Here is an 11,961-nt window from a genome sequence, read left to right on the forward strand (position 1 = left end):
CGCTCGGCCCCACTCGCCAACGGAGGAAACGTGGTCGGTACAACCCCTTGCGGCACCGGTGCGGAAGGCGTGGAAGGAGGTGTGGGAGCGACCGCCCTTCTGGTTGCCGCGGCACGGGCCATCGAATCCCACCGGCACGACTCCCTGGCCAGGGACCCCTATGCGGAGCACTTTGTGCGCGCCGCCCCGGCGTGCGCCGACTGGCCGGTGCGTCCGCGACACGTTCCGGACGGGGACGCGAACCCGTTGTGGGGCCGGTTCGCCCGCTACTTCGGACTGCGGACGAGGGTCCTCGACGACTTCCTCCTGCGCTCGGTGCACACCGGCGACACCCGGCAAGTGGTACTGCTCGGGGCGGGACTGGACTCGCGGGCCTTCCGGCTCGACTGGCCTGCGGGCTGTGTGGTCTTCGAGGTCGACCGGGCAGGAGTGCTGGCGTTCAAGCACCAGGTGCTCGACGGGCTCTCGGCCGTCCCGAAGGCCACCCGTGTCCCCGTCACGACCGATCTCCGTGACGACTGGGCCGTAGCGCTCACCGACGCCGGATTCGACCCGGCCGCACCGAGCGTCTGGCTGGCCGAGGGGTTGCTGTTCTACCTGCCGCCCGCCGCCGAGACGTCCCTCATCGGCACGGTGGACCGTCTTACCGGCGAAAGCGGCGCCCTGGCGTTCGAGGTCAAACTGGAGAAGGACCTGCTGGCACACCGCGACAGCCCCCTCTACACCGCGACGGCTCAACAGATCGGCATCGACCTGCTCACCCTGTTCGACCCGGAGCCGCGACCCGACTCCGTGGGCCACCTCACAGGCCAGGGATGGTCCGCTTCGGTCCACATCCCCTACGAATTCACCCGACGGCACGGCCGCGGCCCCCTGCCGGAACAGAACGACGCCCTGGGGGGCAACCGGTGGGTGTTCGCCCACAAACGCCGACCGTGACGAAGCCGGGCGCCGTCACAGGCAGTGGCATCAGAGCCCGCCCAGGAAGTGGGGGGCGCCACTGCCCGCGCGTCTCGTACCATCGGCCCACCTACCCGTCGAGCAGACCGAGGGCTTTGTGCATCACGCCGATCTCCGCGCCAAGTCCCCTTCGCTCGCCGCCGGCATGGCCGCCGCCGATCACAGCCCGGACAGCCAGCTGTCCCAGACTCGCCACCGCGCCGTGCTCGTGTCGGGCTGGCACATCGATCCGGGCGCGACCGTCCTCGAACTGGGCTGCGGACAGGGCGACATGACCGCCGTCCTCGCAGAGGCGGTGGGGCCCCAAGGACACGTAGTAGCCGTCGACGTGGCCGACCCCTCCTACGGGACGCCGGTGACGCTCGGAGAATCGGCAGCCCGCCTCACGGCAGGCCCCCTCGGACCGCGCATCGACTTCCGCTTCGGCACCGACGTCCTCGACCCCTCAGTCGACTTTCCCGAACGTACCTTTGACCACGTGGTGCTCGCCCACTGCTCCTGGTACTTCACCTCGCTCGGACAGCTGCGAGACACACTGGCCCGGGTACGGCCGTGGGCGCGGCGACTGTGGTTCACCGAGTGGGACCTGACGCCCGCATCCGGTGACCAGCTGGCGCACCTCCTCGCCGTGTTGATCCAGGGGCACATCGAGGCCGCAGGATCGCGTGGCCCGGGCAATGTCCGTACCCCTTTCTCCCGTGAGGGGCTCCTGCGGCTCTTGCCCGAGACCGGCTGGACGGCCGAAGGCAGCAGGCCGGTCGACACCGAAGGACTTCAGGACGGCGACTGGGAAATCACTGCCTGCCTCGACCTGGCCGGAACGGAGGAGCGTCTGTCCGCACTGCCCGAGCCGGTGCGACAGCTCGTCCTGAGCCAGACCGACGTTCTCCGGGCCCTCGCCAAGCCGCGCGGCAACCGCACGCTCGCCGCGTATTCGGTCGCCGCGCGCTGACCTAGGCCCTTCGCGACCCCGCCTCCGGGCCCTGCGTGAAGCCGGCGGGGAAGCCGAGGGAGCGGGCCACTGGGCCGGGGCGCCGTCGAGGCCAAGCAGGCGGCACGCCCCGGAGAGGAATGCGAGCGAGAGGAATGCGAGCGAGAGGAATGCGAGCGGATGCGCGGAGGCCGCCGCGCGGTACGGGCGACCTTCTGCCGCGAGGCGATGCGCCCGCGCCGCCGCCCTGCTCGCCGCGGCCCCGGCAGTGACCGCCGACCCAGCCGCCGACGCCCTCGGCGTCCTCCACGCGCACCGCCGAACGCGCCCTGGTCGCCCTCGTACCCAGGCCGTCGCGGCGCTGCTCGCCGCCGACCCGCAGCCCACGACGGAGAGGAAGCCAGTGGGCTCCGCGCCGCAGAGGCATCCTTGCCCGGCAGACCCTGGAGCCCTGACCGGTTGTCACCCGCCTTCGCCCGTAGGGCGCGCTCCGGATGCGCGCCGGGGCCGGCGCCCGTACGGTCGTGAGCGCGCGTTCCCGACAGGACGAAGCACCGGTGGTCCCGCGTTCCGTCGCACGTACGCGGGGCCACTGCTTCACCTCCGCGGGCACTGTTGTCGGCCCTGCACCGCTTCCGCAGCCGTGCCACCCCGTACTCCGGTGTCCCGGGGCGGGGCGGGGAGCGGTATCGGGCTGGTGTCCGAGCAGATGGGCGGGTGATGCTGATCACGGCTTTCGGGGTGTCCAGGCCGGATGTCGCGGCTGCGTGAAGGCTTTGGCCAATGCTTGCCCGAAGGTCGTTGGCGGGCGTGCATAATCGGGTGATGTCCGAGCCCCGTTCGCATGTTTCCGACAGTTCTTCGCTTCCCGGCCCGAGAGGGTCCCGAGTCGTTCGCGCCGACCGCGGGGCGGTGGCTGTCGTCGCGGTGTCCGGTGATTTCGACCTCGAGTCCTGCCCCCTGCTGCTGGAGGCGGTGACCGCGGCGGCGGGGGAGAGCCCGGTGGTGGTGCTGGACCTCGCAGAGGTGGCCTTCGCGGACTCCACCTTCCTCAACCTCCTTCTGCGCGCCCACCAAGTGACGGACCTGCGGCTGGCCGGAGTGTCCGAGCAGGTGCGGCGTCTGCTGCACATCACCGGCGCCGACCAGTTCCTCAAGCTGTTCCCCACAGCGGCTGACGCCGCGGAGGCACCCGTCACGTCGGCATGAGGTACCGGTGCTCACGTCGGCATGAGGTCCGGCGCCGCTCTTTCCTGGGGCGACCTGCGCTTCCGGTTTGGCCGAAGCGGGGGTGGCAGGCCGCTGCGAGGCCCGGGGTCGCTTCTTCGACCCGTGTCGGTTGGCGGCACCAGGCCACCGACGGCGCCCCGGGGCGCGCCGTGCACGCCCGGAGGGACTGCGCTGATGCTGCCCGGCTCACCACCGGCCCCTCCCCTCTCTACTTCTTCTTCTGTCGTCCGGTGAGAGGCGTCGATCTGGGTATACGGGGCGGCATGGCACCGAAGACTGAACTCTCCCTGTCCTTGAGGGCCGTACGGCAACTGCGTCGGACCCGTATCTTCTACGCGGCAGGAGCCTTGCTGTGGGCGGTCATCGCGCTCTGGACGGGGTGGACCCATCCCGGGAGTCGGCAGATGTGGGTCTCCTTGCTCCTGTCGATGGTCTTCGCCGTCCTTCTCGGCACCGCCTCCTTGTGGCTGCACCGTCTTCTGGCGGCCTTGCCGCGTAAGCCGGTACGCCGTGCCGCAACTCGGCGAGCCATCACCGCCGGTCACGTCAACGCCTGACCCCCCATGTCCTTATGTGTTGCAGCGCGGGACGCGGGGTTTGTGGGGCATGCCGCGTGGAGCGTGGCACATGGTCAGTGCGGGAGTCGGGGGTTGCCGGGCGGCGGCCGGGGCGCCACGGTCCGGTTCCTGCGGCCCGGGAGCGGAGGGAGCCGCTGCGGCGCGGCCGGAGCGGCGCGGCTCCGGCGGACCCGCTCTGCTGGCCGCGCGGGGACGGCACTTCTGTATCGTCCACGCGGTCGGCGATCATCGCGGGCACGCCCCTTCACGCCCGGCAAGGCCTCTCGGGCCGGAACCGGGTCACGGTGACGGGGGCAAGCCGGGTGAGGGTCGGCACGCCAGATTTCGGTACTCCTGGAATGCCTCCAGGCCAGACGCACCCCCGGGGACCATCAGCTCCCCATGCGCGCAGTCGAGCACTCCGCATCGCAGTGCTGCGGCAAGACGGAAGACCTCCGTCAGCACATCGTCGCCGGAGCCCCTGATGTGGAGCATGATCGAGTCCACCGGATCTTGTGACCCGATGTTGAGTTCGACGGACCACGTCGGGCCGGAAAGCTCGCCCCAGGCCGGGTCGGAGAGGTCAGCTTCGGGGCAAGCCCGAGTGACAGCTGCGCATACGTCGTCGCGTCGGCCGATCGGGTCGGGCGCGTAGTCGGCGGGGATCTCGTGCACAGAGGTGACGTCGGCGGGCAGACGCATGAGGAGGACGTCCCAGCTCATAGGAACCTTCCGGAGAGGACGGGGTCGGTGCGGTGCGTTGCGGTGCGGGGTGGGTCAGCTCAGCTGAGCTGTGCGCCCGCGGGGTGTGGCAGGAGCGCGTTCTGAAAGCGGTGGATGCCCGCACGCCAGGGTCTGGCATCCGCCTCGGCCCACAGATCCATCAGCTCGGACGGCTCGCTCAGGACACGGTCGAGAGCCTGAAGTGCGAGATCGCGCAGGCCAGTGAGATCGGGTAGCGGCTTTTTCGGTCCATGGACGGGATCGGTCGGCTCTCACCTCCGGGACACTGCGCGGCGACGAGCGCGGCCGCGCCAACGGCTTTCTCGGATTTCGATGCTTCGAGGTTCGCCGCGGTGTCGATCACGCGGGTGAGAGCACCGCGGACGATGCCCTCACGTTCGTCTGCGGCGGCCTCATCAAGATTGCCGCCGAAGTCGGCTGCGGCGTCGTTGTCGAAGGGCCCGACGTCCCAGGTGCCCATGCTCTCCCCTGATCATGTTACTGATCAGGGCATTCTGGCAGAGGGCACTGACATGAGCCGTGCAGTCCCACGTGGGGTTTTACCCGCCTGGCACCCGCCGGGGCAGAGCTCTCGGGACTGCGATGACGGCTACCCATGTCGGCAGCGCCAGCTGTCACCATGCTCGGATGGCCCACGACATACTGTTCTTCCTTGCCCCCGACGACGAAGCCGCAGCTGCGTCGCGTCTGCGGGGGCCCGGTGCTGCCTTCGAGTCTGTGAGCTGCCGTTTCATTGAGCCGGACAGCGCCATCGCCGAGTGGGACATGTACTTCCAGGAGCCTTCGGGCGAGGCGCCCTCGGTTGATCAGCTCCTTGGGTGGGCGTGGCCGGAGTGGGTCACGCCCCCCTTGAACGATGGCGTCGAGGTGTTCGCTCTGCCGAAGCGACTGACCCGCGCACTGGCCCACGCGAGCCCGGCCGAACTCGAAGAACTCGCAGGCCGCTGGACCGCGCGCCTCCGGTCCGAGGACGGAGACGACATGACCGACGATGACCTGCCGGCAGTGCTGCAAGGCGTTGCCGGCCTCGCAACGTCTGCGGTGAATGCGGGTGGTGGCCTCTACAGCTGGAGCTTCTGACCTCTCCCTCCGCGAGTGACGCTCGTTCTTGACGCCGCCGCTGCTCGCCAGGAGCTCGGACGCACCGGACCCTCTTGCGCGGGGCAACGGGCGAGGGAGGCAGCCGGGCCCGCGCAGCGGGCGAGCCGCGCCCCGAGGGGAGGCCGGCCGGGCGTCACCGGCGGCCTTCTGCCTCGTGCGGAAGTCCGCTCGCGCGGCCCAACTCCCCGCCGCCGCCCCGACCGTGCAGGTCGCCACCGTCGCGGACGTCCTCGGCATCCACGACGACACGGTAACCCGAGCCCTTGTCTCCCTCCGCGCCAAAGGGGTCGCGCACCTGCGAGGAAATCATGGGAATCAAGGAAAGAATGACTGGAATACCCCCTTTCTCACAGGTGAGGCGGTGCGACACAGTAGTCCCTGCTCGATGTGCGGCTGCTGCCCGACTCAGCATGACCACCCCCGCCGAGTGCCCTGCTGCTGAGACCGCGTGCCCACCGGCATCGTCGGCACCCACGCGGCGTTCTGGTCCCCTCGTGGCGGCAACTGCGCCAGACGCAGCCGACGAAGGACAGGAAAAGGACAGGGAATGGAAGACATGACACGTTGGATCCTGGCGTTCGACTCATCCTGCGGCACCTGCACCACGGTGTCATCCACCGTGGCCCGGGCCAGCGGAGGCAAGCTCGAAGTGCTGCCGCTGACCGACGCTGCCGTACAGCGGTGGCGCGAGGAGGCCATGGGTGCCGACCCCGTATGGGCGCCGACCTTGTTACGAGTGGCCGACGGCGTGCCGCGCGCCTGGACAGGGCCTCGTATGACCCCTCCGCTGGTGCGGCAACTCGGGCCGCGTGCGACTGGTCGCGTACTCGTGGCCCTGGGCGAGCTGCGTCGTTCGGCCCGTACCGGACAGCCACTGACCACCGCAGTGGACACCGCGGAACGGGAGAGCTCAGGCCTGAGCCGCAAGCGTTTCCTGTTGCTGGCGGGCGGTGTGAGCACGGCGGTCGGGATGACGATGGCCGGGCAGACCCCGGCCTTCGCACGTTCCGCGCAGACGGACGCCAGGGCCTGGGTGGCCGCACGCCGCAACGCGCTGCCTCGCACCTACGCCTCGATCGCACCGCTTCCTACGGCTGTCCGTCAAGCGGTACTGGTGGAACTCGCCCCGGCCGAGCGCAGTCGGGTGTGGACCGAGCACCTGACCCAGTTCCGGGCCGCACACCCGGCGCTGACCAAGGAGCAGGAGCGAGTGATGCAGGAGGCGCTGGCTCTGGCGAGCTCGGAGGCCACCTTCGCCGGTGGCGAGCCGAAGCAGGGCTCGCCGCTGCAACGCCGCATCTCCGCCGTGGAGACGGCGGCCAAGGAGGCGTTCGGCATGGCCGACAGTGCCGCGCTGCTGGTGACTCTCGGGCCCGCTGACTCCGCGCCGGCCGCCCGAGAAAAAGGGGCGGTAGGTGTGCAGGCGACCTGCAACTGCAGTACCACCTCGCAGTGGTGCACCGTGTGGGAAGGCCCCCGCTGTCAGTGCTGCTTCTGCGCCACGACCTCGGGCTGCGGATTCCTGGGCATGTACCAGTGCAACGGAACGTGCACCAAGTGACGAGAGACCCGTGACCTCAGTACCGGTGACGGTTGATTCCCGACGTTCCGCTGCAGACCGAGCAGCCTGAACAAGCAGGCGTGCGCAGCGGCCATCGCACGATCTGGAAAGGGCGATGCACCCGTCGGGCAGCACAGGGCCAGAACGCAAGCGCGCAAAAATTTTGTCCCCGGGGTTACTCGGCGCGGTGCGTGATCAGGGCCTCCAGGCCGTCGAGGATCCGTTCCAGGCCGAAGTCCAGCGCCTGGTCCCGGCCGTCCTGCGAGGCCATGGCCGCGGCGAGCGCGGGGAAGCGGTCGGCGTGCTGGTGCACCAGGGGGCCGAGGAAGGTCAGGAGTTCGGTCTCGGGCGCGCCGTCCGGCCGCGCCGCGCGAGCCTGTTCGGCGATGCCCCGGACGTGCCCGACGAGCAGTACCGCGGCGTCCATCCGCTCCGGGCCGGTCAGCCCGTGACCGTCCAGGGCTGCGACCGCCCGCTCCAGCCAGCCGAGTTCCTCGGGGCCCATCACCCGTGGTCCGACGGTGGCGTCGAGCAGCCACGGGTGCCTGGCGAACAGTTGCGCCAACTGCCGTGCCCAGGAGGCGAGTTGATCACGCCATCTGAGGCCGTCCAGGGCGGGTGGGGGCTCACCGACCGCGGTCTCCACCATGAGTGCGACCAGTTCCGTCTTGCCTGGCACATAGCGGTAGAGCGACATCTTGGTGAAGTCGAGCAGGCCGGCGACCTTCTGCATCGACACGGCGCCGAGGCCCTCGGCATCCGCGATCTCGACGCCGGCCGCGGCGATCCGACGCAGGCTCAGCGAGGGTTTCGGGCCCCGGGACGGCTTGGCCCGCGGTCCCCAGAGCAGCCGCACCGTCTCATTCGCTTCCTCGCCCAAACCCCGCTCCGTCCCGTGTTTCCGGTTGCCCTTGCGAGGCGACCCCACTGCGTCTACCGTACACAGAAATAAACAGTGTCCAAGGGACACAGTTATGAGGCGGCTTCGGATGGAGTGGTTCACGTGAGCACGAAGGTCCTGATCTCGGGGGCGAGCATCGCCGGCCCCGCACTGGCCTACTGGCTGGGGCGGTACGGCTTCGAGACCACCGTCGTCGAGCTGGCCCCCGCCCTTCGCGGCGGCGGCCAGGCGGTCGACTTCCGCGGCAATACCCATCTGACCGTGCTGGAGCGCATGGGAGTGCTCGACGAACTGCGTGCCCTCGACACCGGCGGCAGCCCGATAACCTTCGTCGACCAGCGAGGCCGTCAGCTCCTCCACTTGCCGGCCGACTTCGCGGGCGGGGACGTCGAGGTCCCGCGCGGGGAGCTCGCCCAGGTGCTGCACCAGCACAGCCTCCCGCACACCGAGTACCTCTTCGGCGACTCGATCACTGCCCTGGAAGAGACGCCCACCAGTGTTCGGGTTGCCTTCCGGAACGCCGCGCCACGCGAGTTCGATCTGGTGATCGGTGCCGACGGGCTGCACTCCCACGTCCGTCGGCTCGCCTTCGGCCCCCACAGGCGTTACGTCCGCCACCTCGGCTATTACGCGGCCACCTGGCAGTTGCCCAACTACCTTGCCCTGCCGCCCGGTTCGATCGGCCTCAACGTCCCCGGTCGGCTCGCCGCGGTCGGTGCCGACCACAGCCGGCCGACCCGCGCGGGCGCGTTCTTCGTCTTCGCCTCGCCCGAACTCCGTTACGACCGTCACGATGCGGCGCAGCAGAAGAAGCTGATCCAGGACTCCTTCACGGGTCTCGGCTGGGAGGTGCCCGGGCTGCTCGAGAGTCTCGGGCAGGCCTCCGAGCTGTACTTCGACTCAATCAGCCGGGCCGACGTCCCCGCCTGGTCCACCGGTCGGGTCGCCCTGCTGGGCGACGCGGCCTGCGGGGCCACGATCGGCGGGATGGGCACGGGCACCGCTGTGGTGGCGGCGTACGTCCTGGCCGGCGAGCTGGCCCGGGCCCGCGGTGACCACCGCACCGCCTTCGCCCGCTACGAGAACACTCTGCGCGACTACGCCCGGGGCTGCCAGAAGGGCGGCGACCGCACCGGCCCGTTCCTGGCGCCCGGCACCGCGACCGGGCTGCGGGTGCGCAACGCGCTGCTGAACCGGCGCTGGATTCTCGACAAGATGCTGGAGTTGGGCAAGCAGGTCAGCAGCGTCGACCTGCCTGACTACGCGGCCGACTTTCCCACACCGCTGTGCTGAGCGCCGTAACGCGTGTACTGGTAACCACCCAGGGTCGGGCACCTGATCACTTGACGGTACCGCCCCGCGTCGCACCAACTACTGTTCCCGTGGTGTCCCTCGCCACCGCGTTCCGGTTGGCCCCAGCACGCCTGTGCCGCTGAGCTGTGGGACGCCGTGTCAGCGGGCGGCTCGCCCGCCCGGGCGGCGGTCGCGGAGGCGACAAGCAGTGCCGCGGGGACGCCGCTCGCGGCCAAAAAGGTCACGACCAGCCCGGCACGCCCAACTGTCGCAACGGCCCGGGGCAGAACCCTGACAAGGCGCCAGCACCCTCTGGCGTGCCCTCTCCACGCAAGCGATTGCCGACCCGGAGCCGGTGTACGACCGTGCCCTGTGGAGGGCCGGGCGCGCCGTAACCCGCCGAAGCTGTCCTTCTGCTGCTGCACCCTTGGCACTTACCCGTGCGGGGGGGGCTTGGGTCATGGGGTTGCATGAAGGCTGGGGACGGGGGCAGGAGCGGAGGATGGCAGATCTGGCGTACGTCCTGGAGTCGGCTATGAACCGTGGGCATGTCAGCGTGCAGACGCTGGCGGACCGTACCGGTATCCGTACCCCACGCGTCAGAGCTTTCGTCCAGGACGGTGATACAGGTCCTGTCCCCCCAACGGAGCAGGAACTCCGTGAACTCGCCGACGCCCTCGGCCTGTCCATGACCGAGATCATTCCCGGCACCGCCCTCGCGGGCGTGCCCGACGCATGATTGCCGACCCGGCGGCACCGACCGCCGCCGTCTTCGTGGCACTGGCTCTGCCCGGAGCGCTCCTCGCCGGTGTCCTGGCCCTCGGACGCTACGAGGAAGTCCTCCTCGCCCCACGGGCCCCCGCGCACCGGCGGCCTCACGCCCGCCATGCCCGCCGGTAGCGGGCACCTCGACGATTGAACGCCCCCGCTGGAGAGGTTGCCGAAAGGCGTCCCGGCTCACCGGGCAGCCGAGTGACGGGTGAGCCGGCTGAGCGGATTCCCGGGACCGGCCGAACCGGAGCCCTTCGCGGTGCTCAAGCGGGCGCCGGGCCCGCCCCGTGCGCAGCCGGTGCGCGACTGGCACGCGGCCGGGGTGCGGCCGGGGAACGGCCGTGCCGCGGCTGCCACGGTGCACCGGATCAGTGACTGGTGTCCGGGCGGTGGACGCTCAGGTTGCCGTAAGCCGACAGAGCGGCGGCGAGATCGCCGGATCTGTGCCGCAGGACGGTGTCCAGGAAGGCGAGGGTGGCTGCGGCGACGACATGCGGGCTCTCGGTGCGGCCCAGGGCCCCGACCATCGAGGGCACAGGCGGCAGGTAGAGGGGGGCGTCCATGAAGGTGAGGTGCGCGGCGCCGGGGACGGTGAGCCGGTAGCTCGTCGCGGTGCTGAGCTGGAGAACCTGGGTGAGGCGGGGGATGTAGCGCGGGTCGGTGTCCGGGGTGACGTCCTGGGTGAGTGCGAGCGCCGGCTGGTGATAGGGGAGCGGGACGGGGTCACGGGGGTAGCCGTCCAGATTGATGACGGCGGTGAACCGGCGGTCCTGGCGCGCTGCTTGCAGGGCAGCGCCGCCCCCCAGGGAGTGGCCGGTCACCGCCACCCGACCGGTGTCCAGGCGCCCGGTCGGCGGACCCGCGGTCCCTCGGTCCGGGCTGCCCAGCCGAGTGAGGACGAAGCTGAGGTCCGCGGCCCGGACGCGCGTCGTTTCGGTGGCCCGCTTGCTGTCTTCGGTGTCGTCGCCGGTGGAGACGACCTTGGTGTGGACCGTTCGGCCGTCGGCGAGGACGACCGCGGCGGAGTCGTACGGGTGGTCGAGGGCGGCGACGACATAGCCGTTGCTGGCCAGCTCCTCCGCCCAGGCGGTGTTCTGGGTACGCACTCCTCCCAGCCCGGGAGAGAACAGCACGACCGGGAACCGTCCCCCCTTCTCGGCCACCGGGGCGTCGAAGACCGCATGGGTGTGGGCACGCGGTACGCCGTCGACCAGAAAGCCGGGCAGGCCGGCATAGCGCGCCAGGGCGTCGGAGACGGTGCGCGCCTCGTCCTGCGTACGACCGAGGTAGGGGGCCCGCCGCGAGCCTGCGGGGCTCCTCTGCGCGGGATACCAGAGCTGGACCACGACCGTACGCCGGTCGCGCGGGTCGGCGGTGGCGGTCTCCGGGCGGTTCGGGTCGGTCCACTGCATCACGCGGGTGCCGACCGCGAAGTGGCCGGAGGGTTCCGGGAACACCGGTACGGGAAAGGCCCAGGCGGCCAACGGGCCCGTGGCGATCAGACCGGCGCAGGCCACCGATCCCGGCACCGCCAGCCACCATCGGGCCCGCCACGCCGGCCGCCCGGTACGTCGTCGGATCAGCGGAGAGACGGCGAACGGCAACACGAAGGCGGCGCCCGCCAGCACCGGCAGCATCTGCCAGCGGATCCCCACCCCACTCAGCACGATGACGGACAGCACGAGAAGTGCCCCCGCCGTCATCGTGACGCGTGGTCGGGCGGAGGGGGGAAGCCAGCGCGCCCCGACCAGTGCGGTGGTGCCCAGCAGGGCAAGGATTTCCAGGAGGGACATGTGCAGTCCCGTGATGATCTCGGTCACCCGGCCATCCTCGGCGCGGGATGCACGCTGCCGCATCGGCCCCGGGTCGCCCTCGTGTGCCACCGGAGTCGCAGGCGAGCACGCCGGCTGAA

General features: G+C 70.5%; 12 protein-coding genes and 1 pseudogene. 9 read left to right on the top strand and 4 right to left on the bottom strand.

Going from position 1 to position 11,961, the window contains the following annotated elements; translation table 11 throughout:
* The first annotated feature begins 30 nt into the window (after positions 1–30).
* The 4 genes from ACFWVV_RS11930 (at position 31) to ACFWVV_RS11945 (ending at position 3,678) form a co-directional block, all read left to right on the top strand.
* Positions 31–939, top strand: a complete 909-nt coding sequence (locus tag ACFWVV_RS11930) for a class I SAM-dependent methyltransferase (RefSeq protein WP_384347530.1) — start codon at positions 31–33, stop codon at positions 937–939.
* 166 nt (positions 940–1,105) lie between these two features.
* Complete coding sequence (locus ACFWVV_RS11935; protein WP_384347622.1) at positions 1,106–1,912, top strand: class I SAM-dependent methyltransferase; 807 nt, start codon at positions 1,106–1,108, stop codon at positions 1,910–1,912.
* A gap of 891 nt (positions 1,913–2,803) precedes the next feature.
* Positions 2,804–3,100: an STAS domain-containing protein gene (locus ACFWVV_RS11940; protein WP_384347528.1), complete on the top strand. Its 297-nt coding sequence runs from the start codon at positions 2,804–2,806 to the stop codon at positions 3,098–3,100.
* A gap of 284 nt (positions 3,101–3,384) precedes the next feature.
* Positions 3,385–3,678, top strand: a complete 294-nt coding sequence (locus ACFWVV_RS11945; protein ID WP_384347525.1) for a hypothetical protein — start codon at positions 3,385–3,387, stop codon at positions 3,676–3,678.
* A gap of 300 nt (positions 3,679–3,978) precedes the next feature.
* On the opposite strand, the gene ACFWVV_RS11950 is transcribed toward ACFWVV_RS11945, so the two are convergent.
* Entirely contained in the window at positions 3,979–4,401 is a 423-nt protein-coding gene (locus tag ACFWVV_RS11950; RefSeq protein WP_384347523.1) for a hypothetical protein, read from the bottom strand.
* Positions 4,402–4,460: 59 nt separating this feature from the next.
* Positions 4,461–4,882: pseudogene (locus ACFWVV_RS11955) on the bottom strand (DUF4259 domain-containing protein).
* Between the two features lie 167 nt (positions 4,883–5,049).
* On the opposite strand from ACFWVV_RS11955, the gene ACFWVV_RS11960 reads away from it, so the two are divergent.
* Together ACFWVV_RS11960 and ACFWVV_RS11965 are read left to right on the top strand one after the other, a co-directional pair.
* Positions 5,050–5,502 carry a hypothetical protein gene (locus ACFWVV_RS11960; RefSeq protein ID WP_384347520.1) on the top strand — a complete coding sequence of 151 codons (453 nt, stop codon included), beginning with the start codon at positions 5,050–5,052 and terminating at the stop codon, positions 5,500–5,502.
* Positions 5,503–6,079: 577 nt separating this feature from the next.
* The gene (locus tag ACFWVV_RS11965) at positions 6,080–7,084 is read left to right on the top strand and encodes a bacteriocin fulvocin C-related protein (protein ID WP_384347515.1); all 1,005 of its coding nucleotides are present in this window, start codon (positions 6,080–6,082) and stop codon (positions 7,082–7,084) included.
* A 175-nt stretch (positions 7,085–7,259) separates the two neighbouring features.
* On the opposite strand, the gene ACFWVV_RS11970 is transcribed toward ACFWVV_RS11965, so the two are convergent.
* Positions 7,260–7,964, bottom strand: a complete 705-nt coding sequence (locus tag ACFWVV_RS11970) for a TetR/AcrR family transcriptional regulator C-terminal domain-containing protein (protein ID WP_384347512.1) — start codon at positions 7,962–7,964, stop codon at positions 7,260–7,262.
* Between the two features lie 123 nt (positions 7,965–8,087).
* Between ACFWVV_RS11970 and ACFWVV_RS11975 the strand changes: the two genes are divergently transcribed.
* The 3 genes from ACFWVV_RS11975 (at position 8,088) to ACFWVV_RS11985 (ending at position 10,178) form a co-directional block, all read left to right on the top strand.
* On the top strand, positions 8,088–9,278 hold the full coding sequence (locus tag ACFWVV_RS11975; RefSeq protein WP_384347509.1) for an FAD-dependent monooxygenase: 1,191 nt from the start codon (positions 8,088–8,090) through the stop codon (positions 9,276–9,278).
* A gap of 502 nt (positions 9,279–9,780) precedes the next feature.
* Positions 9,781–10,017: a helix-turn-helix domain-containing protein gene (locus ACFWVV_RS11980; protein ID WP_384347505.1), complete on the top strand. Its 237-nt coding sequence runs from the start codon at positions 9,781–9,783 to the stop codon at positions 10,015–10,017.
* Positions 10,014–10,178, top strand: a complete 165-nt coding sequence (locus tag ACFWVV_RS11985; protein WP_384347502.1) for a hypothetical protein — start codon at positions 10,014–10,016, stop codon at positions 10,176–10,178. The genes ACFWVV_RS11980 and ACFWVV_RS11985 overlap by 4 nt, the downstream gene beginning before the upstream one ends.
* 239 nt (positions 10,179–10,417) lie before the next feature.
* Here the strand turns inward: ACFWVV_RS11985 and ACFWVV_RS11990 are convergent, their stop codons facing one another.
* Positions 10,418–11,905, bottom strand: a complete 1,488-nt coding sequence (locus ACFWVV_RS11990; protein WP_384347499.1) for an alpha/beta hydrolase family protein — start codon at positions 11,903–11,905, stop codon at positions 10,418–10,420.
* Positions 11,906–11,961: the final 56 nt, after the last annotated feature.

It is taken from the genome of Streptomyces sp. NPDC058663 (assembly GCF_042716745.1).
Lineage (GTDB): Bacteria > Actinomycetota > Actinomycetes > Streptomycetales > Streptomycetaceae > Streptomyces.

Excerpts from the sequence above, each read along its gene's own strand:
- ACFWVV_RS11985 (WP_384347502.1), top strand. The coding sequence starts at position 10,014 with ATGATTGCCGACCCGGCGGCACCGACCGCCGCCGTCTTCGTGGCACTG.
- ACFWVV_RS11935 (WP_384347622.1), top strand. The coding sequence starts at position 1,106 with ATGGCCGCCGCCGATCACAGCCCGGACAGCCAGCTGTCCCAGACTCGC.
- ACFWVV_RS11965 (WP_384347515.1), top strand. The coding sequence starts at position 6,080 with ATGACACGTTGGATCCTGGCGTTCGACTCATCCTGCGGCACCTGCACC.
- ACFWVV_RS11960 (WP_384347520.1), top strand. The coding sequence starts at position 5,050 with ATGGCCCACGACATACTGTTCTTCCTTGCCCCCGACGACGAAGCCGCA.
- ACFWVV_RS11945 (WP_384347525.1), top strand. The coding sequence starts at position 3,385 with ATGGCACCGAAGACTGAACTCTCCCTGTCCTTGAGGGCCGTACGGCAA.
- ACFWVV_RS11950 (WP_384347523.1), bottom strand. The coding sequence starts at position 4,401 with ATGAGCTGGGACGTCCTCCTCATGCGTCTGCCCGCCGACGTCACCTCT.
- ACFWVV_RS11990 (WP_384347499.1), bottom strand. The coding sequence starts at position 11,905 with ATGCGGCAGCGTGCATCCCGCGCCGAGGATGGCCGGGTGACCGAGATC.
- ACFWVV_RS11980 (WP_384347505.1), top strand. The coding sequence starts at position 9,781 with ATGGCAGATCTGGCGTACGTCCTGGAGTCGGCTATGAACCGTGGGCAT.